This window comes from Mucilaginibacter sp., from assembly GCF_965201005.1.
Lineage (GTDB): Bacteria > Bacteroidota > Bacteroidia > Sphingobacteriales > Sphingobacteriaceae > Mucilaginibacter_A.
The window spans coordinates 242986-266507 of sequence record NZ_OZ241747.1 but is presented as its reverse complement, the minus strand read 5'-3'; the positions used below and the strand labels follow the sequence as shown (position 1 = coordinate 266507).

At 41.7% G+C, this 23522-nt stretch carries 20 protein-coding genes; 9 read left to right on the top strand and 11 right to left on the bottom strand.

Annotated features, from left to right (window positions below):
* Positions 1-46: 46 nt before the first annotated feature.
* The 3 genes from ACOFKR_RS01140 (at position 47) to ACOFKR_RS01130 (ending at position 2587) form a co-directional block, all read left to right on the top strand.
* Positions 47-697: a DUF47 domain-containing protein gene (locus ACOFKR_RS01140; RefSeq protein ID WP_419802192.1), complete on the top strand. Its 651-nt coding sequence runs from the start codon at positions 47-49 to the stop codon at positions 695-697.
* Positions 698-700: 3 nt separating this feature from the next.
* Positions 701-1708 (top strand): anion permease, encoded by a 1008-nt coding sequence (locus ACOFKR_RS01135; protein WP_419802191.1) that lies wholly within the window; start codon positions 701-703, stop codon positions 1706-1708.
* A gap of 120 nt (positions 1709-1828) precedes the next feature.
* Positions 1829-2587 carry a DUF4197 domain-containing protein gene (locus ACOFKR_RS01130; protein WP_419802190.1) on the top strand — a complete coding sequence of 253 codons (759 nt, stop codon included), beginning with the start codon at positions 1829-1831 and terminating at the stop codon, positions 2585-2587.
* A gap of 187 nt (positions 2588-2774) precedes the next feature.
* On the opposite strand, the gene ACOFKR_RS01125 is transcribed toward ACOFKR_RS01130, so the two are convergent.
* The 4 genes from ACOFKR_RS01125 to pdhA form a co-directional block, all read right to left on the bottom strand.
* On the bottom strand, positions 2775-3299 hold the full coding sequence (locus ACOFKR_RS01125) for a GNAT family N-acetyltransferase (protein WP_419802189.1): 525 nt from the start codon (positions 3297-3299) through the stop codon (positions 2775-2777).
* 218 nt (positions 3300-3517) lie between these two features.
* Positions 3518-5299, bottom strand: a complete 1782-nt coding sequence (locus ACOFKR_RS01120; protein ID WP_419802188.1) for a DUF885 domain-containing protein — start codon at positions 5297-5299, stop codon at positions 3518-3520.
* 106 nt (positions 5300-5405) lie between these two features.
* Positions 5406-7091, bottom strand: a complete 1686-nt coding sequence (locus ACOFKR_RS01115) for a 2-oxo acid dehydrogenase subunit E2 (RefSeq protein ID WP_419802187.1) — start codon at positions 7089-7091, stop codon at positions 5406-5408.
* A gap of 55 nt (positions 7092-7146) precedes the next feature.
* On the bottom strand, positions 7147-8142 hold the full coding sequence (gene pdhA / locus ACOFKR_RS01110) for a pyruvate dehydrogenase (acetyl-transferring) E1 component subunit alpha (RefSeq protein WP_419802186.1): 996 nt from the start codon (positions 8140-8142) through the stop codon (positions 7147-7149).
* A gap of 221 nt (positions 8143-8363) precedes the next feature.
* On the opposite strand from pdhA, the gene ACOFKR_RS01105 reads away from it, so the two are divergent.
* The gene (locus ACOFKR_RS01105; protein ID WP_419802185.1) at positions 8364-8924 is read left to right on the top strand and encodes a C40 family peptidase; all 561 of its coding nucleotides are present in this window, start codon (positions 8364-8366) and stop codon (positions 8922-8924) included.
* 38 nt (positions 8925-8962) lie between these two features.
* Here ACOFKR_RS01105 and ACOFKR_RS01100 read toward each other — a convergent pair whose 3' ends face one another.
* Positions 8963-9139 (bottom strand): hypothetical protein, encoded by a 177-nt coding sequence (locus tag ACOFKR_RS01100; RefSeq protein WP_419802184.1) that lies wholly within the window; start codon positions 9137-9139, stop codon positions 8963-8965.
* A 104-nt stretch (positions 9140-9243) separates the two neighbouring features.
* Here ACOFKR_RS01100 and ACOFKR_RS01095 point away from each other — a divergent pair, with 104 nt between their 5' ends.
* From ACOFKR_RS01095 to ACOFKR_RS01085, 3 genes are all read left to right on the top strand, one after another.
* Complete coding sequence (locus tag ACOFKR_RS01095; RefSeq protein ID WP_419802183.1) at positions 9244-10179, top strand: SPFH domain-containing protein; 936 nt, start codon at positions 9244-9246, stop codon at positions 10177-10179.
* A 127-nt stretch (positions 10180-10306) separates the two neighbouring features.
* Positions 10307-10735, top strand: a complete 429-nt coding sequence (locus ACOFKR_RS01090; RefSeq protein ID WP_419802182.1) for a hypothetical protein — start codon at positions 10307-10309, stop codon at positions 10733-10735.
* Positions 10735-12006 (top strand): hypothetical protein, encoded by a 1272-nt coding sequence (locus ACOFKR_RS01085; protein WP_419802181.1) that lies wholly within the window; start codon positions 10735-10737, stop codon positions 12004-12006. The genes ACOFKR_RS01090 and ACOFKR_RS01085 overlap by 1 nt, the downstream gene beginning before the upstream one ends.
* A gap of 67 nt (positions 12007-12073) precedes the next feature.
* On the opposite strand, the gene ACOFKR_RS01080 is transcribed toward ACOFKR_RS01085, so the two are convergent.
* Positions 12074-14659, bottom strand: a complete 2586-nt coding sequence (locus tag ACOFKR_RS01080) for a ligase-associated DNA damage response DEXH box helicase (RefSeq protein WP_419802180.1) — start codon at positions 14657-14659, stop codon at positions 12074-12076.
* A gap of 227 nt (positions 14660-14886) precedes the next feature.
* A complete protein-coding gene (locus ACOFKR_RS01075; RefSeq protein WP_419802179.1) occupies positions 14887-15279 on the bottom strand; it encodes a hypothetical protein in 393 nt (130 codons plus the stop codon).
* 111 nt (positions 15280-15390) lie between these two features.
* Between ACOFKR_RS01075 and ACOFKR_RS01070 the strand changes: the two genes are divergently transcribed.
* Positions 15391-15999, top strand: coding sequence for a hypothetical protein (locus ACOFKR_RS01070; RefSeq protein ID WP_419802178.1), 609 nt, complete (start codon positions 15391-15393; stop codon positions 15997-15999).
* 98 nt (positions 16000-16097) lie between these two features.
* On the opposite strand, the gene ACOFKR_RS01065 is transcribed toward ACOFKR_RS01070, so the two are convergent.
* The 4 genes from ACOFKR_RS01065 to ACOFKR_RS01050 all read right to left on the bottom strand — a co-directional run bounded on the left by ACOFKR_RS01065 (position 16098) and on the right by ACOFKR_RS01050 (position 22007).
* The gene (locus tag ACOFKR_RS01065) at positions 16098-18944 is read right to left on the bottom strand and encodes a M16 family metallopeptidase (RefSeq protein WP_419802177.1); all 2847 of its coding nucleotides are present in this window, start codon (positions 18942-18944) and stop codon (positions 16098-16100) included.
* A gap of 105 nt (positions 18945-19049) precedes the next feature.
* The gene (locus ACOFKR_RS01060) at positions 19050-19793 is read right to left on the bottom strand and encodes a hypothetical protein (protein WP_419802176.1); all 744 of its coding nucleotides are present in this window, start codon (positions 19791-19793) and stop codon (positions 19050-19052) included.
* A 3-nt stretch (positions 19794-19796) separates the two neighbouring features.
* Entirely contained in the window at positions 19797-20762 is a 966-nt protein-coding gene (locus tag ACOFKR_RS01055; RefSeq protein WP_419802175.1) for a DNA cytosine methyltransferase, read from the bottom strand.
* 105 nt (positions 20763-20867) lie between these two features.
* A complete protein-coding gene (locus tag ACOFKR_RS01050) occupies positions 20868-22007 on the bottom strand; it encodes an acyltransferase family protein (RefSeq protein ID WP_419802174.1) in 1140 nt (379 codons plus the stop codon).
* An 83-nt stretch (positions 22008-22090) separates the two neighbouring features.
* Here ACOFKR_RS01050 and ACOFKR_RS01045 point away from each other — a divergent pair, with 83 nt between their 5' ends.
* Positions 22091-23275 (top strand): anhydro-N-acetylmuramic acid kinase, encoded by a 1185-nt coding sequence (locus ACOFKR_RS01045; RefSeq protein ID WP_419802173.1) that lies wholly within the window; start codon positions 22091-22093, stop codon positions 23273-23275.
* Positions 23276-23522: the final 247 nt, after the last annotated feature.

Here is a 23522-nt window from a genome sequence, read left to right as displayed (position 1 = left end):
ATTAACTTAACATCGGGTTCTGTACTTTTGACTGTAATTTTTTCATATGTCGTTAAACAGCATCTTCCAGTATTTTGTCCCGAAGGATAAAAAAATCTTTTTCCCTTTATTTGAACAAGCGGCAGGAAATGTGGTAGAAATGGCTGTTTTAATTGTAGAAGCCGTAAATTCTGATGATATGGCCGAACGACAAAAACTTTACCAGCAGATTGACAAACTGGAAAATGTTGGCGATGATATTACCCATCAGATTTATTTAGAATTGGGTAAGAACTTTATCACACCGTTTGACCGGGAAGATATCCATTCATTAGCCGCAGCTATTGATGATGTGGCGGATTTGATACAAGGTTCGGCCAACCGGATGAATTTGTACCAGATCACGGAGATGACGGAGCCAATCCGAAAATTGTCTGAACTGATTTTGCAAGGCAGCAATGATCTGCAAAAAGCCGTTGCCGAACTGAAAGATTTAAAAAACGTACGTAATATTGCCGAATCCTGCATCCGCATCAACAGCATAGAAAACCAGGCCGATTATGTTTTCGACCGCGCCGTGGCAGATTTGTTTTTATACGAAAAAGACCCGATTCGCCTGATTAAATACAAAGAAATTTTAGCTGCGCTGGAAACCGCAACCGATCGTTGTGAAGACGCGGCCAACGTAATGGAATCGATCATTGTAAAAAACGCATAAGCAATGGTTTCAGCTTTACTTGTTGCCGTTATTATCCTGGCTTTGATTTTTGATTTTATAAATGGTTTCCACGATGCGGCAAACTCCATCGCCACTATTGTTTCTACTAAAGTTTTAACGCCTTTTCAAGCGGTTTTATGGGCGGCTTCCTTCAATTTTATAGCTTATTTTTTGATTAAAGACCACAAAGTAGCCAATACCATCGCCAAAACCGTTTTTGAGAACTTTATTACAATGCACGTCATCCTGGCCGGGTTACTTGCTGCTATCACCTGGAATTTAATTACCTGGTGGTTTGGTATCCCGTCCAGCTCATCACATACTTTAATTGGCGGTTTTGCCGGTGCCGGGATGACGAATGCTGCTTTTATGCATGTAAATCCGTTTTCGGCCATCAATTATGATCCGATTATCAAGATTGTAATTTTTATTTTCCTGGCACCGATTATCGGGATGATTATCGGGATGGCCATCAATATCCTTATTATGAACATCTGCCGGAATGCGCGCCCGTCTGTTGCAGAAGTTTGGTTTAAACGCTTACAATTAGTTTCCTCCGGCGCATTGAGTTTTGCACATGGCGGCAACGATGCGCAAAAAGTAATGGGTATTATTTATGTGGCACTGGTGGCTTCAAAAGTGATCACAAACGGAACGGTTATGCCAGAGTGGATCCCGTTTGCCTGTTATTCGGCTATTGCTGCCGGCACCATGTCTGGCGGGTGGAAAATCGTTAAAACAATGGGCACCAAAATTACCAAAGTTACGCCGCTGGAAGGCGTAAGTGCCGAAACGGCCGGTGCGATTACGCTTTTTGCAACTGAACATTTTGGTATCCCGGTTTCTACCACGCACACAATTACCGGTTCTATCATCGGTGTGGGTTTAACCAAACGCGTTTCTGCCGTGCGCTGGGGCGTAACGATCAATTTGATTTGGGCCTGGGTTTTGACCATTCCGGTTTCTGCGCTGGTTGCGGCGGCTGTTTTTTCGATTATACAGTTGTTTTAAAACGAGTTTTAGAAATTACTGATCGTTTTTGATGCTTTGAAAACTTTTAGTTTGATGACGATGAAACCTTTAGGTGCAATCGTTCGTCAACAGAAGCGTTATCTTTTCAAATATCATCAGATGAAGAAACCCATCTTTTTGTACATTACTGTTTTTACCATACTTTTTTTGGCAGGGAACCCTCAAAAAGCGCAAAGCCAGTTCCTCAATAAAATTTTATCCAAAGCTACCAAAACCAGTACAAGCGGCACACCATCAGACCAGGAAATTTCTACCGGCATAAAAGAAGCATTGCAGCAAGGCGTTATCAAAAGCAGCGATAAGCTTTCGGCTGTAAATGGTTTTTTTGGAAATGCTGCCGTAAAGATTTTATTTCCGCCGCAGGCACAAAAAGCAGAAGCTACTTTGCGGAAATTAGGGCTGAACAAGTTGTGCGATAACGTCATCCTGTCGCTTAACCGAGCTGCAGAAGATGCTGCAAAAGAAGCTAAACCGATCTTCATTTCCGCCTTAAAACAAATGAGTTTAAAAGATGCCACCAACATTTTGCTGGGCCCGAGTGATGCGGCCACGCAATATTTTAAACGGACTACAACAGATTCGCTGGCCAATAAATTCCGACCAGTTGTGCACCAGAGTTTGGATAAAGTTGGTGCCGCACAATATTATAAGCAGGCAGCCACAGCTTACAATAAAGTGCCGTTCACATCTGGCAAAGTTGATCCGGACATTGAAAACTACGTTACGCAAAAAGCCATCAGCGGTTTGTTTACAGAAATTGCACAACAGGAACTGCAAATCAGACAAGGTTTACCATCTGCCCGGACAACTGCTTTGCTGCAAAAAGTATTCAGTTATGCTGATAAAACTAAAAAGTAAGCACTGATTTTTAGTTAATAAAAGAAGCATACGTAAAAGCGAATGCTTCTTTTATCGAACAGGCTTGGCATTGTTTGGATATTTAAAAAACATCTTCCGACAACTGAAACTGATGGCGAACTATAGCTGAAACCAACAACGGCCTGCCCAATAATGCCAATCCCCATGTTAGTGGTTCGTTGTTCTTTCAGTCTTTAGATGTAAATTTAAACATCATTAAATTTCCTTTGTCAACACTGTTTTTTTTAAAATTAGTTTTCTCCAAAAGCCATGTTGAACTTTGGTTTTCGGAATGTGTATATGCTTCTATTGAACTTAGTCCGATATATTGAATTCCAAAGGCAATTACCTTTAAAGTCGCTTCCAGCATTATTCCTTTTCCCTGAAAGTCGGGTAATAACTCATATCCAATTTCTGCCTTTGAGTTGTGATCCGAAAAGTCAAACAAACAGATTGTTCCAATTAGTTTGTCAGTACCGCTCAACGTAATTGCCCAATAAATTGAATTTTTCCTTTGGATGTTTTCCTTAATAGTTTGAATGAAAGTCTTTGCATCATCAATTGATTTGCTCGGCTTCCTATCGAGGTATTTGTTTACCTTGTCATCCGAACGCAGCGCAAATATTTCATCGGCATCACTGTTTATAAGTTGTCTCAAAGTCAGCCTTTCTGTTTTCAAAACCGGAAACAGCGTAAAATTTATGTCTCTCATTTAAGAACCTGTTTAAATTTCTATCATCAAAATATATGATGCTTCTTTTATGCCTATAAATTTTGTTTTTCAATACTCTTCCAATTTAAAAAGTACAATAACCCAATGATTTTTAGGTGATAAAAGAAGCATAGAAAATGTATTCAACAAATTTTAAACAGGCTCTAAAATGATTGAAAAATGTTATCGGTGCCGCTTTACAATGACCGCTAACAACCTTATTTCTGTGTTGCCGCCCAGGCATCCATTTTCTTTTCCAAAACAGACAGCGGCATCGAACCGTCTTTTAAAATCTGATTATGAAAATCGGCCAGGTTAAATTTACTGCCCATTTGCTTTTCGTATTTATTACGAAGTTCCTGGATTTTCAACGCACCAATTTTATAACCCAAAGCTTGCCCCGGAATGGCCATATAACGCTCAATTTCTGCTGTGGCACCTTGTTCGCTAATGGCTTCGTTGTCCATCATGTATTTGATGGCCTGTTCGCGTGTCATTCCTTTTGTATGGATGCCTACATCAACCACCAAACGGATGGCGCGGTGGATTTCATCGCCCAAAGCACCCATATATTGGTACGGATCGGTGTATAAACCCAGTTCTTTTCCTAAAGATTCGCAATACAGTGCCCAGCCTTCTACATAAGCATTATCGCCGCCAAAGCGTCGGAATTTGGGCAGCGAAGTATTTTCTTGGGTAAGTGAAATCTGGTAATGATGACCGGGAATCGCCTCATGCAGAAACAAAGATTCCATGCCGGAAGTGGTGTTGAATTTGGTGGCATCCAAAATCGGCACATAAAAAATGCCCGGCCGACTGCCGTCCGCAGAACCCTGATTGTACTCTGCACTGGCCGAAGCTGCACGAAAAGCCTCTGTTTGCCGGATTTCAAAAGGCGTTTTCGGCACGTGGTTGAACATTTTTTTCAGGTTCGGCTCCATGCGTTTATGGATCTGATCAAAAGCGGCCAAAACCTGTTGCGGCGTTTTGTAAGGCATAAACTTCGGATCGGTTTTCATGTACTCAAAAAATGCTTGCAAATCGCCTTTAAAACCAACCGCTTGTTTAATGCTGTCCATCTTTGTACGGATGCGTTTCACTTCACTCAAACCCAGCCGGTAAATTTCTTCGGGTGTTTTGTTGGTGGTAGTTTGCTGCTTTACCAGATATTTATACATTTCGGCACCGCCCGGCATGGCAGAATAACCAGAACTGGTTCTGGCATGGGGCAAATATTGCGTTTGCAGGTAATCGCCTAATTTTTTATATGTTGGGACGATAACTTGCACAATTGCTTTTGTATATGCTTCTTTTAGCCTACTTTTTTCAGTGCCCGAAAAAGATTTTGGGAAATTATTGATGGGACTGTAAAACAAGCTTTTGGCCGGATCTGCAACTTCCATGGCGCGCATTTGCGGTATCATTTTAACAACCAAAACTTTTGGCAATACGGTCCCTGCTTTGATGCCTTTGTTGAAATTGTTGATGGCCGTATCTGCCCAAACCGAAAAAGCGGACAAGCGTTTCAGCCAGTCATCATAATCTTTTACGGTTTTAAACGGTTGCGCGCTGCTGCCCGAACCAAACTGGCCAATTGTAAGCGGCAAGGCATAAAACTGGTTAAAAGGCAGGTACTCAAAATGGTAGTTGAAACCGTCAAGCGCCATCTGCATTTCGTACGTAAAAATATCATAGGAAAGCTGATCTTCTGCGTTCAAATCTTCCCGTTTAAACTGCTTTATTTTTTGCAGGTTATCCGCATAAAAAGATTTTGCTTTTTTGAGGAAATCCGCAGAACCATCATTCGGCAACTGATCGTTGTAGCGGTTATCACCAATAGAAGTTGCTTCCAACGGATATAATTTCAACCGGTTTTCGTAATACCGATCAAAAAATGAGGCCAAATCCTGGTTTGCGGCAGCGTTAGTCCCTGTTTTTGAATTTTTACAACTTGCACACAGCAACGGCAAAATCAGTAGAAGTAAAAGTGCTTTTTTCATTTTTTTAAATTTAAGGTTTCTGCGGAAAAATGCAGTTGGTCAAAAACAAAAAAATCCCGAAAAAATTTTCTTCGGGATTTTTATATCGATAAAAGAAGTATCCGGTTTAGATCAGCAACCTGACCGGTTCTTCCAACAATGATTTTACGGTATTTAAAAATGCTGCTGCTGTGGCACCATCCACCACGCGATGATCGGCACTTAGCGTAACTTTCATCACATTTCCCGGAACAACCGCGCCGTTTTTGACCACCGGAATTTGCTGGATACCGGCCACAGCCAAAATACAGGAATCTGGCGGATTGATGATCGCGGTGAAATCATCTACCCCAAACATGCCCAAGTTAGAAATGGTGAACGTAGAACCTTCCCAATCAGCTGGCTGCAGTTTTTTGTCTTTTGCTTTTTTGGCGAAATCTTTTACTTCCGCAGAAATCCGGCTCAATGATTTACCATCTGCAAAACGAACGACCGGAACCAGCAAGCCTTCATCAACTGCAACAGCGATGCCAATATTTACGTGTTCGTTGTAACGGATTTTATCGCCCAACCAGGATGAATTTATAGCCGGATGCTGCTTCAAAGCACTCGCACAAGCTTTCACCACCAGATCATTAAATGATATTTTGACCGGCGAAACCTCGTTTATTTTGGTACGGGCAACCATGGCGGCATCCATATCAATAGAAACGGTAACAAAAAAATGCGGTGCGGTAAACAGGCTTTCGGCCAGGCGTTTCGCAATTACTTTGCGCATTTGTGTAACCGGCTTTTCGGTAAATTTCTCTTCGCCAATGTAAGGTGTAAGCGTAATTGTACCTTGCGCTTTGGCCATTCCTTCTTTGGCAGCTGCACTAATGGAAACGGCTTCCTGTGCTTCTTTTACCGATGGAATTTCTGCCGATTCGGGCGTTGCCGTTGTGCCTGCAGGTTTTGCGCCCGGTTTAAAGGCTTCAATGTCTTTTTTAACAATGCGGCCACCTTCTGCACTTCCTTTAACTTCTGTTAAGTTGATGCCTTTATCTTTCGCAATTTTCCGCGCCAACGGAGAAGCTTTGACCCGGCTGTCATCTGCCGGGATTGCCGTTTCTGCCGATGCTTCTTTTACCGGTGTATTTTCTGTTTCTTCTGGTTTTGTTTCTGCGGACGGTGCATCTGTTCCGCCATCTTGTAATAAAGGCGTAATGTCTGTTCCTTCTTTACCAACAATTGCTATGATACCGTTTACAGATGCGGCTTCACCTTCTTTTACACCAATATAAAGCAAGGTGCCTTCTTCATAACCAACAACTTCCATTGTTGCTTTATCAGTTGCAACATCAGCAAGCGAATCATCAGCTTTAACTTTATCGCCTACTTTGAAATTCCATTTTTCAATGGTTCCTTCTGTCATGGTATCGCTAAGCAACGGCATCCTGATCACTGTTGCCGGAATGCTTGACAAATCAACTTTTGCAGCGGCAGGTTTTTCTTCTGCTTTCGGAGCCTCTGTTTTTGTTTCAGGTTGAAGTGCGGTAACGCCATCAGCATCTAAAGCGGCTTTATAATCTTCGCCTTCTTTTCCGATTACGGCAATTACGGCATCAATTGCAACGGCTTTTCCTTCTTCTGCACCGATATAAAGAATGGTGCCATTCTGATAAGATTCCAGGTCCATTGTGGCTTTGTCGGTTTCCACTTCTGCCAGCAAATCACCTGATTTAATTTTATCACCAACCTTTTTATGCCATTTTGCCAATACCCCTTCAGTCATGGTATCGCTCATTTTTGGCATTTTTACTACTTCGGCCATATCTAATAATTGGAATTTTTTATGTTGATCAATGCTTCTTTTATCGGCTAAAAAATCAGCTCATGATATATGGATAATCTTTTTGCATATACACATCGGTATAAAGCTCGGAAGCTTCCGGATAGGGTGATTCTTCTGCAAATTTCACCGCTTCGTCCACAATGCCTTTTACTTTAGCATCAATTTCCCCAATCCAGGCCTCATCAGCATAGTTTTCTTTTAAAATAGCTTGTTTGACCACTTCAATCGGGTCTTTTGCTTTATAGCTTTCTACTTCGTCTTTAGTGCGGTATTTCTGCGGATCAGACATGGAGTGTCCTTTATAACGATAAGTACGCATTTCCAAAAAAGTCGGGCCTTCACCATTTCGTGCACGCTGAATTGCTTCGTCCATGGCATTATGCACCGCAACTGGGTCCATTCCGTCTACCGGTGCAGAAGGCATGTCATACGCCAGGCCCATTTTGTAAATATCCGTCATGTTGGTGGTACGTGCTACGGATGTGCCCATGGCGTAGCCGTTGTTTTCGCAGATAAAAACGACCGGCAACTTCCACAGCATTGCCATGTTAAAGGTTTCGTTCAGTGCGCCCTGACGAACGGCACCATCGCCCATATAACATAGGTTTACAAAATCTTCACCTCTGTATTTGCTGGCAAAAGCAATACCTGCGCCCAGCGGGATTTGTCCGCCAACGATTGCATGGCCGCCATAAAAAAAATTTTCTTTATCAAAAAGGTGCATCGAACCGCCTTTTCCCTTAGAGCAGCCGGTTGCTTTGCCATACAACTCGGCCATAATTGCGTTTGGGGAAGTGCCCAATGCCAAAGCGTGTGCATGGTCCCGGTAAGTGGTGATCATACTGTCGCCTTTTTTTATGACAGACATGGCCCCGGCCAAAACCGCTTCCTGCCCAATGTACAAATGGCAAAAGCCGCGAATTTTCTGTTGTCCGTATAACTGTCCTGTCTTCTCTTCAAACTTGCGCATTAATAGCATGGATTCATACCACATTAAATACGTGTCTTTGGTAATCGCAACTGAGCTCATTAAACTATATCCTTTGTTTTTAAGAACAGCAAATCTAATTATATCCTGACAAAAAAGCGAAACCCGCAACAGTTTGTTTACGTTATACCCAAGCGATAAATTGAAAAAAATTATCAATTTGGTTTTTTTTAACGAAAAAAAGCAGATAGATTTGAAATCCTGATAAAAGAATGCAATCAGGAGTTAAATTAACTCATTGAAAAATCAATAAAATTAATTAAATGAAGAAATTAATAACTGTTATCCTATTAGCAATCACAACAGTTACTGTTAATGCACAAATAACAAAAGTCGTTCCAAATCAACCCACAGAAAAAAATAATGATGATGATAATGAAGATAATTTGAGTAAAGGCTACTTTTCTCAGATTATGGGCGTGGCATTATCCGCTACTTCTAATGTAAAGCTGTTTCAGTTTGTTTATGATTGGATCGGAACGCCTTATCATTTGGGCGGAGACAACAAAAAAGGGATCGACTGTTCTAAATTTGCTTTCGAACTGTATAATAATGTATTCAATACCGTTATCGGCAACAACAGCCGGAACATTTTCAGCATGGTTAACCCGGTTGGAAAAGAGGATCTGAAAGAAGGCGACCTGGTTTTCTTCAAAATACACAGCCGCTCCATCACTCATGTAGGCGTTTATATCGGCGATGGCCGCTTTGCTCACGCTTCATCCAGCAAAGGCGTAATGATCAGCAATCTGGCAGACCCCTACTGGACACGTTATTATTACAACGGCGGCCGGTTGCTGGCACAATTGGCTTCTAACAATTAACAAAAAAACCCTTGCAAAAGAAGCAAGGGTTTTTTGTTTTATACATCTTTTGTGGTGCGCACCAGGCTGATCCCGCTGGAGAAAAAAATAATCCCTATGATTACCGCTACCCAAACAGACCGCGTATCGCCTGTGTGCTGAATAAAGCTGTATCCGCCATAAATAATTCCGATAATACCTAAAACGGTTAAAACCGCGCCAAAAGTTCTTTTCATTTTTTTAATTGTTAAAGGTTTAAGTGGTTGCATAATAGCAAAAAATAAACCAAATTTATTGCTGCGGATATTATACGTTTGTCCGTAATAAAATTCCTTTAGAAATGGCAAATGTTTTCTCTTTGGTTTTTGTGCTGATTTTGCTGCTGATTGCGTTCAGCTCGTTTGTAACGGTGCAGCAGGGCACAATTGCCGTTGTAACGGTTTTTGGCAAATACAGAAGGATTTTGTTTCCGGGCCTCAACTTCAAAATCCCGCTGATAGAGCAGGTTTTTTCCCGTATTTCCATCCAAAACCGTTCGGTAGAACTGGAGTTTCAGGCTGTAACGGTTGATCAGGCCAATGTTTATTTTAAAGCAATGTTATTATATTCGGTTTTTGATCAGAATGAAGAAACCATCAAAAACGTGGCTTTTAAATTTGTGGACGAACGAAATTTGATGCAGGCTTTAATCCGTACGGTCGAAGGTTCTATCCGTGCTTACGTGGCCACCAAACGCCAGGCCGATGTGTTGATTTTAAGGCGTGATATCGTAGAGCATGTAAAAGAACAATTGGATCAGATTTTGGAAAGCTGGGGCTATCATCTGCAGGATTTGCAACTGAACGACATCACTTTTGATGACGTGATCATGAAATCCATGAGCCAGGTTGTGGCATCAAACAACCTGAAAGCGGCTGCCGAAAACGAAGGACAGGCGTTACTCATCACCAAAACCAAAGGTGCCGAAGCGGAAGGAAATGCCATTAAAATTGCCGCAGAAGCAGAACGCCAGGCGGCACAATTACGCGGACAAGGTATTGCTTTGTTCCGGGAAGAAGTGGCCAAAGGCATGTCTGTAGCGGCCAAAGAAATGCAGGACGCCAATATGGACACTTCTGTAATTCTGTTTACGATGTGGACAGAATCCATCAAGCACTTTTCTGAAAACTCTAAAGGCAACGTAATTTTTCTGGACGGTTCTACCGATGGCATGAAACGTACCATGCAGGAAATGATGAGTATGAATTTGCTCAATACAGAAGAGAAGAAAGCGTAGGGGTGTTTTTAGCGGTTGTTTTTTAATTCTATTGGCTTCTAATAGATAATCAATTTCTAATATTGCTCCAAGTAGTGTTACTTGCATCAATATAAAAGTAAACTTCTATTACCAACATTATACCTACATGACATTTGATAACATAACCAATGGACACAAGTGCGACTGTTTAAGCAAGACAAGCATTCCTAAATCTGAAGAAGTTTATCTTAGAAAATTGAGAAAAGAAGATTTGGCAGACAAAGATTTTGAAACTCATTGGGAAAGGGGAATTGGTGTAGAATCTGAAGGTTGTGACGATATTTGTAATTACAAAGCTTTGTCTATAAACAAAACCTCTAACGAAATCGAAACACTTATTTATGAACATTATAAAACAACATTTACGATTAATCCTAAGAAAGGTGGACACTGTCTAAAATTTAAATTTAAAGAAGAAGCAGGAAAGGTCATTCATGCTCCAATCGAAAATGCAGATAGCCATCATAATTTTTTTAAATCGGACTTGTTCACCTTCGACTACATTGAACCAGTTGATGTTATAAAATTTGTATAATGGCACCGATTGACATAAATAACTTAATTGCTTCAAGTCTTGAATTAATAAATATTAGCTCAAGCTATAAAGTGTTGCACTATGATGATTTTCCTATTCTATTTTTAGGCGTCAATAAATTTGGTAATAAAATCTTAGGTTCACACTTGGAAGAAGACGATGATGAAAAAGTAATTTGGACTATACACTCTATTCTTTCAAATAAGGAATACTATGAATTTATTAATAAAAAGAAATCTTACAAGGAACTATTAAAAGAAACGACGACTAAATACCTTGTAAAGAAAGGTTTTAATGGTAAAACCTTAAATGCATACTCATTAGAATTTGAAAATATTCCAGAAGAATATCAGCCACTTGATAGTTCTTTTTGTCCTAACTATAAAAAGACTTTTTCGTTTTCCTACTCTTTGGGATTAAAAGGTAAAGTTGCGGATTTGAATAGAGCAATTGCGGAAGAAGTTTCAAATATCCAAACAGCGTTTTCCGATTTCTTAGAAGGGAGACTTAAAAGTTTAAAGAACATTAATCTTCAACCATCTGCATATTTACAACCCTATTCACCTGGAAGTTTTAAAATAAATCTTGAATTAGAATTTAAGCACAAAAAAGGACAAGATTTATTTTCACCACAAATTCCGATAGAAGAGTATATACATGAATATGTAAAATATATATCAACTTCAATTGTAAAAGACAAAGAACAATTCATTAATGAGGTAACGGAGGTTTCAGACGAATATAATAATTTACTCGTCGCATTTGAAAATCTTTACATCAAAGGAAATTTGAAGCAACCTGAAAGTTTTGAAAAAGAATTGAAAGATGACTTAAAAAAATCATTGCCATTATTTGAAGAAATAACTGAACAAATTGGTAAAAATTTTGACACTATAGAGTTCTCAAATTATAATGGGCAAGACGAAGAATTTATTTCTATCATGGACACTAATTATTCAGAAGCATTTCAAAATGCAGTCGAAGCAATAGAAGTGTCTAAAAAACTAATTTCTATTGATGATGATTTTCAATCTTATGAAATTTACATTTATCATTTAAATACTGATACAAGACAAGGAAATGCCTTTATCAGAAACCTGAATGATGAAACTGAAATGTCAAAGCCTAAAATAAAAATATCAGGGAACGAACATATAGAGCAGACAAAATATACTGAAAGCTTACATTTAAACAAATGGATTAATGTAAAGGCAAAGGCAAAACGCGTTGACAATAAATTCAAATTTTTAGAAATTCAATATGAAGAATAATAGTAGTTTGCAGGGTAGTTATATATGAGAAAATAAATATTTAACTACCCAATACTTCTTTTACCACCTATTTTTCATACATCACCGTCATCTTCGCAACACGTTCTTCCAGGGATTGCATGGTCATTTTTTCGCGCAAACGATCAACCAAAATCGGGAAAGCAAAAGGCGTTGGCCGTTTAATGGTTTTGAGGATGATTTTTTGGGTAGATATTCTTAGCAAGGCCGCCCGCAGCCTGAACTCTTCTAATTGATACGCCAAAGCCTCATTATAAGCTTGTTGCAGCAGTAAATTATCCGGCTCATATTCACTAAAAACATCAAACAAAAGCGAAGTAGAAGCCTGCAAATGTTTATTTTTTATCGGCTGGCCCGGATAACCCGTAAAAACCAAACCGCCGATGTGCGCAATATCCCGGAAACGGCGTTTGGCCATCTCGGTGGCGTTCAGGCTTTGCTGGATATCGTCCAACAGGTTTTGCTGACTGAAGACGTCTTCTTTCAATGCTTCTTTTATCGGTATAAAATCATCGGTCAGCAGTTCAAAACCGTAATCGTTCATGGCGATGGAAAACGTGGCCGGTTTGATTTTTGCTAAACGATAAGCCAGCAGCGATGCCATGCCTTCGTGCACCTGGCGGCCATCAAACGGATAAAAAAACAGGTGATGGCCTTCGCGGGATTCCAATTGTTCGATCAAAAACTCATGGCTTTGCGGCAGGTGCGAATCTTTGGCCTGCAGATCAAACAGCGGTTTCAGGGCTTTTATTTCCGGGTCTTTTTCCAGCCCTTGCGCCACCTCGTCCAGCTTTTCGCGGATCACGGCCGAATATTGTGATGAAAGCTGCATCCGCTGTCCCATCCAGCTTGGGATCATGCCTTTTTTAGCACTGGATTTTTTAACGAAGGCCGTCATGTCTTTCACCTTAATCAGTTCCAGACTTCGGCCTGCAAACCAAAAATTATCGCCGGGCTTTATTTTAGAAATGAAGTTCTCTTCAATCGTGCCCAAACTGCCGCCGCTTAACCATTTCACGCGCAAACTTACTTCACTTGTAATCGTGCCCATGCTCATGCGGTGGCGCATGGCCACACGGCGGTTGTTTACTTTGTAAAGGCCGTTCTCAAATTCAACCTTTAAAAACTCGTCATACTGAGAAAGGGTTTTCCCGCCGGAAGTGATAAAATCCAGCAGGCTGCCAAATTCTTCCCGGCTTAAATCCGCATAAGCGTGTGCTGTTTTTACCTGCCTAAAAACGTCATCGGCACGAAAACCATCCGAAACGGCCAGCGTGACCAAATATTGCATCAACACATCAAAAGCCAGCAAAACGGGGTCGCGGCTTTCGTAAATCCCGGCGCGCATCGCTTCATTTAAAACAGCACCTTCCATCAGTTCCAGCGAATGCGTGGGCACAAAGTAAGCTTTGGAAACTGCTCCGGGATGATGCCCGCTTCGGCCGGCGCGCTGCATAAAACGGGCAACGCCTTTAGGGCTGCCAATCTGGATTACGGTATCCACAGGACGAAAATCTACCCCTAAATCCAAGCTTGATGTACAAACCACTAATTTCAGCATTTCATCGTGCAGGGCTTGCTCTACCCATTTGCGCAACTCATTGTCCAGCGAACCGTGGTGCATTGCCATAATGCCTGCGTACTCCGGATATTTGTCCAGCACGGCATGATACCAGATTTCGGCATGGGCACGCGTGTTGCAAAAGAGCAGTGTAGTATTGCTTTTATTTACAATTTCCATCACCTGCGGCAAAAGTTTTACGCCCAAATGGCCGCTCCAGGAATACCGCTCCAGTTCGTGCGGAATGACGGATTCTATGGTGATTTTTTTCTCGATTTCCGACCGGATTAGGCGGATGTTTTCCTTCGGGAAATCATTTCCCAGCAAAACCGCCGCGGCCTGCTCCAGGTTGCCGATGGTTGCGGAGATGCCCCAGATGCGGAGTTGCGAGGCGCGAGGTGCGGGTTGCGGGTTTTTGGTACTAACAGCCTCACCCCAACCCTCTCCATGGGAAAGGGAGCCAGAGGCGATGCTGTTTTTATCACCTAAAACTGGCAACTCGCCACTTGCAACTGGCAAACGCTCAAGGCCTTTCAACCGCGACAAACCCAACTCCACCTGCACACCTCTTTTACTGCCTAAAAGTTCGTGCCACTCATCCACCACCAGCACCTGCAAAGATTGCAGCGTTTGCGGATAATTTTTTTGGGCGAGCATCAAATGCAAACTTTCGGGTGTGGTCAGCAGCACTTCCGGCAACCGTTTGCGCAAGGCGTTGCGTTCGGCAGCAGAAGTATCTCCTGTACGTGTGCCGATGTTCCAGGGCAAACCCAGATCATCGCAAACAGCTTGCATGGCTTTGCGGATATCATTGGTTAGCGCACGCAGCGGCGTAATCCATAACAATAAAAGTCCGTTGTTTTTCCGGGTTTGATAATCTTTGGGGTGCGTATCAATATAATCTACCAGAAACGGCAAAAAAAGCGCAAACGTTTTGCCGCTGCCGGTTGGCGCATTGAGCAAGCCTGAATTTCCCGCCAGGTAAGCCGCTTCCATTTCTTGCTGAAACGGAAACTGTTTCCACTTTTTTTGCTTGTACCACGCGCGGATAACCTGTTGCCCTTTTGTTAACATTGATTTACAAAGTTAGCAGGATTGCAGGCGTTGCGAAAAGGCTTTGATTACTTACAACAAAATTTAGGGGATAAAAACAGCATTTTACTTTTTGGGAAATAAGGCGTTTTGTATTTTCCTGAGTTCTTCTAAATCGCCTAAATCTTTTGGACTGGCTGTGGCTTGCTTTTCTTTAATCAAATCAGCCAGTAAAATAACTTTAATTGGCGTACCTTCAAAATCACCGGTTATGGCTTGCGCATAGCAATCCTCAAAATCATGTTGGCAAAAGCTTTGGTTTGCTCGCCTAAATCCAACGTAAAACCATTTTTACCAAACGGAACAGTCGTATAGCTGAAACCAAATTGTGTGTTTATCAAATATTTTGCACCCTGAACATTATTTTCTGAAAGTGCCCTAACCAAACTTTCCCGGTTTTCAACACTGTTTTTTATCCAGATATCCATATCGGCAGTGGTGCGGGTATGGCCATAAAATGCACCTGACATGCCACCAATCAGCAGGTATTTTAACTGATGTGTTTCAAAACTTTTAAGCAGTTGCTGAACCTCATCACTGGAAATGTCTATTTTTGGAGGTTTTTTTAGAAGCGGATTGGCCTTTTGCAATTTGGCAGACAAAAACATCAGCTTAAAAAAGTTGTTGAAGTTGTATTGATTCTCAGGAAAATAAATTGCTGTTTGCCGCACTTTTATTTTTGATCCTCTAAAATTAAGATAAAGTTTGAATATATGTTCCTCAAAAAGCTAACCGTAGTTTGCAGTTTTTTCCTTTTGCTGGCCTGCAACCAGCCGCAAACCCAATCTGCCCAAACCAAAAAAGTAGCCGATACTGTTTTTAGCACGGTAATTTCTGCGGAGGAAAAGCTGGTTCCGGCTGCGGCCCTGATTGTTCCGGGGAAAAGTATCGGGCAAATTACCCTGCGCGAAAATGCAGATTCGGTTTACAAAGCTTTGGGCAAACCTGATTCCGGCGATGCGGCCATGGGCAAATCGCTTTCTACCTGGTTTGCCGATCATAATCCTAAAGGATATCAAACGCAGGTTTTTTGTGTAAGAAACTTAGGCAATCCCGACGAAAACATCAGCCGTATAAAGCAAATCCGCGTAACTTCCCCTTATTTTAAAACCTCGGAAAGAATTGGTGCAGGTTCAACTTTAACCGAAATCCAGACCAAATTTAAGGTGATAAAAACAGCATCTTATGCTGATAAAAAACCGCCATACCAAATTTATGACGATAAAAAAGGCATCGCTTTTGAAATTTTAAATGGAAAATGCCGGGCCGTGATTGTGTATTTGCCCGGTGATCGTGGCGGTATTACCTATTTAATTTTTTAACGGTTGACTATCGGCAATCAGCTTTCAGCACTATAGCCGCCAGCTCATTACCATTTTTAGATGGCTGAAAGCTGACGGCTATAAGCTAATTGCTTCTTCTACTTCTTCTCCGGCAACAAAATAAAGCGTATCAAATTATCGCCGCTCAAATATTTATCGGCCGTGGCTTTTGTGCTTTCAACCGTTACCTGGCTTAATTCTTTAACATGGTTTAATACATCCGCCGGGTCTTCCTGATATTGAGAACTTCTGGCAATCTGCCCCAGCCAGAAACCGTTATTTTTCAACTGTAATTCTGTTGAACGGCTTTCTTCGGCATTAAACTTCTGAATATCAGTAGTTTCGGCACCTTTTTGTTTGATGGTGGCAATTTCTTCCAGCGCGGCCGTGATCAGTTTTTCCACGTTTTCGGGCGCGCAACCAAAAGAAACGGTGGCGTTGTAACGGCTGTTCGGGATTTTGGTGTAAGAAATCCGGACACTTGGCGAGTAAACGCCGCTTTCTTTCTCACGCAAACGCTCAATCATTTTAATGTTCAGGATCTCTTCCAGCGCGTCCAGCTGCAGATTGTTAGCTTCGCTGTAAGTATAATCGCCCGTAAAAACCAATTGCACTGAACTTTTTGCCTCCAAACCTTTATAAACCGTTTTGGTGATTTTGCCTGCCGGCGCATGGATGTTCAGGTTTTTGTACGAAGTATTTGCACCAGTGGCAGGCAATGCGCCCAGATATTTTTCCAGCAGTGGCTTGATTTTTTCGGGATCAAAGTTTCCAACCAAAGTAAAAACAGCATGGCCATTATCCGCAAAACGCTGCTGGTAAAAATTGTAGGCTCTATCTAAAGTGGCCGCGTCTAACTGCTTTAAAGTTGGCGTGCTGCCACGCATGTTGTAACTGCTCATCACGGCAGAGACCGTGTCCTGAAAAACGCTTTCGGGCACGGCACTGCGGCTGGCAATCACGGTTTTATATTGAGAGATATTGGCGTCCCAGATGTTGGCATCTTTTCGCGGCGAAGTAGTATATAAATAAACCAACTGCAACGCCGTTTCCAGATCTTTAGGCGAAGTGCTGCCGTTAAAACCCTGGGTTGTAGAACCAATGTAAGGCGCAACATTGACCGTTTTGCCCGCCAGCATTTTATCCAATTGTATCTGGGTAAAAGAAGCAACGCCGCTGCTGCCGATTACGCCATCGGCCATCTCTGCCGAGGTATAATCCGCATCACTGGACAGCGAAGTCCCGCCAAAACTGTAACTGTTGATGAGTATCTGGTCATTCTTGAAATCTGTTGGCTTCATCACCACTTTTACACCGTTAGCGAGCGTAAACTCGGTACTGCTAATGGCTGCGTTTTTCTTTTCGGAAACCACTTTTGTACCCGTTGGGATGTTTTCCAGCAAGGGTTTGTTGCTCACTTCATCCACATAAGCCGTAATACCTTGTCCGGCCGAACTGATCCAGCCAAGCAGTGTTTTTTCATCCGGCAGATTGGCTTTTTCCTTTTCCGGGGCCTGAACGATCACGACACGGTTTTCATTGCTGATAAATTTGCTTGTGAGCGCATTGATTTCGCTCAGCTTGATCCGGCCCATGTTTTTGCTGTAAAAATCATAGCGATAGGTAATGGAAGGAATTGCCGTTCCTTTTAAAAAATTTTGCTGATATTGATTGACAAAAACAGCAGAACGTGTTTTATCTTTCTCTTTAAACTGCTGACCTAAAGCGGTCAGCACACTTTGTTTTGCCCGGTCCAGTTCGGTTTGCGTGAAACCAAATTTTTCTACACGGTCATTTTCTGCCATAATGGCTTTCACGCCTTTTTCCAATTCGCCGGGTTTGGCCACCACAACGGATGAAAACGCATCCAATCCGCCCAAAAAGCTGCCGTAACTGCTTTGCGCAAATAAAAATGGCGGGTTTCCTTTTTGCGTCAGTTCGGCAATCCGTGCAGCAATCATGCTGTTAAACAAGCTTACGCGCATATTTTGCAGTAAATCCATCGTGTTTCTGGTGATGGTTTCCGGATGTTTGATAATGATTTGCGCGATGGTATAAGGCTGCTCTTTATCGGTTACGATTTTTACCAGCGTTTGCTTGTGCGCCGGGATAGCGTACGTTACAAAAGGCCTTTCTTTGACCGGGTTTTTCAGTTCCGAGAAATTTTCCCTGATCAGTTTCAATACCAGCTGCGGATCAAAATCGCCAACGGCAATCACGGCCTGCAAATCCGGCCGGTACCAGTCTTTGTAAAAATCTTTGATCGTTTGATATTTAAAATTCTTCAAAATAGCTTCTTTCCCGATCGGAATGCGCTGTGCATAACGCGAATTGTTGAACAAAACCGGATACGTTTGCAGTGAAATTCGTTCCTGTGCGTTTTTGCCGCGCAGCCTTTCTTCCTCCAAAACCACGCCGCGTTCTTTATCGATTTCGCTTGGGTCAAAAGAATCAAAACCCGCCCAGTTACTTAAAATATCAAAACCTTTGGCAAATAGTTTGGCACTATCGGTGGGCAGCGGCAACTGGTAAACCGTTTGATCGAAAGACGTATAAGCGTTGATATCGGCACCAAAACGCACACCGGATTTTTGCAGGAAATCAATAAGTTCGTTTTTAGGAAAATCCCGCGTGCCGTTGAACGACATATGTTCTACAAAGTGCGCCAAACCCTGCTGGTCATCATTTTCCAAAACCGAACCTGCTTTGTTTACCAGGTATAAATCGGCGCGGTATTTCGGCTCCGTGTTTTTGCGGATGTAATACGTTAAACCATTTGGCAATTTGCCAATCAGCACGTCCGGATCGGCCGGAATCAGCGAACCGGCCAAAACTTCTGGCCGTGGTTTGTTTCGGGGCGATGGTTTTGGTTTGATTTGCGCCGTTGCAGCTGTTTCAAAAGCCAGCAAAGCAATCGAAAGATAAAGTAAACGATGTTTTAGCATAAGTTTATGATGGAAGAAAAATTAGGTTTAGTATTTGGGTTGTAATGAGTAATGCTGTTTTTATCAATGTTTTTTTGATGTTTAATTTAGAGGGTTTTATACATGTTAAATTAGCTTGGTTACTGTTATCCAATCATTGCTAAACCCTACTTTATCAAGCACAAAATCCTTAGATACAACCTCTGGCTTTCGTAAATTAAGTACCAATCTTTCTTTTGGTACCGATTCAAATATGGTAAATTGTTGTCCTCCTGATTGCCAGGTAAATTTTTGAACATTATCTGCTTTATAGTAACCATACAAATTTTTGCCATTCCATTTCCAGTAAAATAATTCAGGGTCGTATCTAATTGCATCAACCTCATAGATCACGCATTCTGATAAGCTTTTAGACCGAATCAAAATTATAGTCCTTAAATGTTGAAATTTTTCACGTATTGCAGAAACCCTGGCATTGTAAATATTTAAGACTTTTTCCCCATGCTCCTCTGGAAATAAGCCAGGCTGAACATTGTAGTTATATGAATTTATCAAATCATTTCTACCGGAAATTAACCTAATGTTTGTAACGGTAGATGGCTTTTTGTTTAAAATAGATTTTGCGCCCCAAGCAGTATTGCCCATCCTAATATCATCTAACCCTACAACACTGGGTGTCCAGTCTGCGCCGATAGATTTACCAAAAATAGATTCCCATTCCTTTCCTTCAATATCTACCTCTCCTCTGGTTGCAAGTATATAAATCAATTGTTCACCAATTTTGTAAGGAAAATCTTTTGGGAATTTATTTAAAGGGTACGGAGGGACAGATTTATTAACGGTTCTTAATTTAGGTAAATTGCTGTCCATTCATTATACTATTTCGTACTCGTTCAAAACACCTTTTATATCCATTAATTTTGCCACATATGGAAGTAACTTTAATATAACAGCCTTAACCAAATTTACAGGCACAGCATTCCCTGCTTGCTTTCTGGCCTGTGTATCATTTGCAATAATTTTATACGTATCAGGAAACCCTTGCAAACGGAACATTTCTCGGGGTGTTAATCTTCTTTCGCCATTTACAAGTAAATAATTATATGACGCACCTGCACGTAATGCACATGAATACGGATAGGAACAAATATTACCTGATTTATTTTCGTGCCAGATTGAAAGTTTATAAGCTGATTGATGTCTTTCTTTTCTCTTTTTTACAATATAATCTGATGCCAAATGTTTTTTGTCAATCTTCCACTCCAATATTTCCGATAATGGCTTAAACGGTCGCATTGGTTGTGGATAAGAAAATAAAATGGGTTCTTTATGCCCAACAATTACCACACGTTCTCTTTTTTGCGGCAACCCATAGTCGAGCGCATTTAAAACAGCAACCCTAACAGTATATTTCAGGTCTTCCTGCAATACTTTAAGGATAACTTTTAAAGTTTGCCCGTTGTTGTGCCCTACTAGTTGCTTAACGTTCTCTAAAACAAATGCTTTTGGTTTTTTCTCTTTTATAATGCTGGCAATGTTATGAAACAAAGTTCCTCTGATATCATCAAAACCTTTCATTTGCCCGATGATACTAAAAGGCTGGCATGGAAATCCACCAAACAAAATATCATGATCCGGAATTTCTTTTGGATCAATTGACGTTATATCTCCCGCTGGCTTTTCTCCAAAATTGTTTTCATAGCTATCCTGACAAAATTTATCTATATCGGAGGAAAACACGCATTCCGGAATGATATTATTCTCTTTACAGGCCTGATCCATTGCTATCCGAAACCCGCCAATACCACAAAAAAGGTCTATAAATTTTAGTTTTTCCATTTAATCAGGCTGATTTATGATGCTTTTTTTAGCAACTATATTTTCTTCGAAAATAGCTTTTTCTGTTTAATAAAGAATTACTTGAAGCGGAGATTTATAAACCTGTCAAACCTTAATAATCAAATTTTTCCGGTACATCAGCCATAAAATAATGTACCAAATCAACACATAAGTCAAACCGCCGGCCAGCGAAGCGTTGATGGGTGAAAAATAGGGCGTAAAAAAAGTATTGTACAAATATTCCTGCAGGTTTACTGTTGTTCCTTCGTGATTATTGAATTTAATCATGCTGAGGATCCGCGGGATAATGCCCGAAAACGTGTAAACCGTAATGGCGTTCACCCCAAAAATAACGAAGGGTTTGGTAAAGCGTTTGTAGCCCTGCACATCAATCAGCCAGTATAAAAGCGTTAACCCGAGGATGGCCAAACCGCCGGCATAAAGCACGTACGAGCTGGTCCATAAGGCTTTGTTTATCGGGAAAAAAAGGTCAGCCAAAAGTCCGGCAATAATGGCCAGCACGCCAACGGCAAACAGCCAGGAAACTTTTTGTGCTTCCGGCTGGTCTTTCCGCTTTAAAAAAGTGCCGATCAAAACGCCGAAAATCCCGGTGGCAACGGCGGGCAAATCGGTCAAAATACCTTCCGGGTCCCAGGTTTTGGAGGATTTCCACAAATGCGCCTCGCCCAAAACACTCCGGTCAATCCAGGCACCCAGGTTGGTTTCGGGGTTGAGGTTTGCATAACCAACGCCCGGCACCGGGATGAAAGTCATGATCAGATAATAGCCGATCAAAATCGCCCAAAACGTAATCAGCATGGCTTTTCGGCTTTGATAAATATACAGCAAACTTACGATCAGATACACCACGGCAATGCGCTGGATAACGCCCGGAATGCGCACTGTTGCAAAATGAAAGCGAGGGAACAAACTCAAAAGCAATCCGATAGAAAACAAAATAACCGCGCGGCGGACAATGCCGATGATCAGTTGCCGGTGCAATGCCGGATCGGCTTTTTTACTTTCCATCGCAAAAACTATGGAAACGCCAACGATGAACAAGAAGAACGGAAAAACCAGATCGGTTGGCGTGCAGCCGTTCCACTCGGAGTGTTCCAGCGGCGTGTAAATGTGCGCCCAGCTGCCGGGATTGTTCACCAGCGTCATCATGGCAACGGTGATCCCACGAAAAACATCGAGCGAAAGGAGGCGTGGTTTGGGCGTCTTTAGGGCAGGGTTTAGCATAATGCTTCTTTTATCGGTATAAATTCAACATAAAAAATTTACTTTAGTGAGGCGGCAAACCGGCCCCACAAAAACCATCAGAATTGAACAGCAATGTACAGCAACTTTTTGCAATTGCGCAAAAGAAACAGAAAACTATTATCGGCTTAATGTCGGGCACGTCGCTGGACGGGCTGGACGTGGCCTTATGCCGGTTTTCGGGCAGCGGAATGCAAACCAAATTTGAGCTGCTGGAATTTGAAACGATTGTTTACGATGATTTTTTTCGGGAAGAAGTGCGCCGGGTTTTTTCCAAAAAAATGGTTGACCTGGAAAAGCTGACTTTATTGAACGCATATATTGGCAGTTTCCATGGCGAATTGGTTTTGCAATGTTTGGAAAAATGGCAGGTAAAAACAGTATCGGTGGATTTGATCGCCAGCCACGGGCAAACCATTTATCACGCGCCAAAGCATCAGCACCAGCAAAAAAACTACCCGAACGCAACGCTGCAAATTGGCGACGGCGATCATCTGGCGGTGAAAACCGGGATTATAACGGTTAGCGATTTCCGGCAAAAACACCTGGCTGCCGGTGGCGAAGGTGCGCCTTTGGCTTTATACGGCGATGTAATTCTGGGAAGCAAAAAAGGCGAAAACCGGATTTTGCTGAACATCGGCGGTATTGCCAATTTTACTTTTTTGCCTGCGGATGCTTCTTTTACTGGCATAATTTCATCGGATATCGGGCCGGGAAACACGCTGATCGATGCTGCCTGCCGCAAGTATTTTAATTTGCCTTTTGATGCGGACGCAAAGATTGCATTTTCGGGAAAAACGGATCCGGAATTGTTGTCCGCCTTAAAAGATCATCCGTTTTTTGCAGAAACATTGCCCAAATCAACCGGGCCGGAATTGTTCAATCTGGATTTTGTAGCGATTGCACAGGTAAAATCCTCCACCCAGAACATCAGCCCCAAAGATTTGATAACCACGCTTACTGTTTTTACCGCACAAATTTTGGCAGAAGGTATTTTGAAAAATTTTTCTGCGGAGGGTTTGCGCGTTTTTGTAAGCGGCGGCGGTGCCCGAAATCCGTTCCTCCTGCAAACACTCCAAAAAATGTTGCCTAAAAACAGTATTCAAAATTCTGCGGTTTTAGGTTTGGATGCGGATGCGAAAGAAGCCGTTTTGTTTGCCTTGCTGGCCAACGAAGCAGTGGCCGGAGAACCCATTACGATCAACCAAAACCCGGCCGTGTTGATGGGGAAGTTTTGTTTTCCGAAGTAAACTTCTGTACTATTTTCAAAGCCTGTTCAGTTTTCATATCAGAAAAATTTATAATGCTTCTTTTAGCCAGTAAATTTTGTATTTTGAATTTTATACCGATAAAAGAAGCTTAGAAAAATCACATTTTTTATGTGGTAAAAGAAGCATCGAAAATAAATTGAACAAAATTTAAGCAGATTCAATTAAAATGATTTGTTTTAGCAATATTTAGAAAAAAATTACATTGCATTACCATAACTGATTTTGA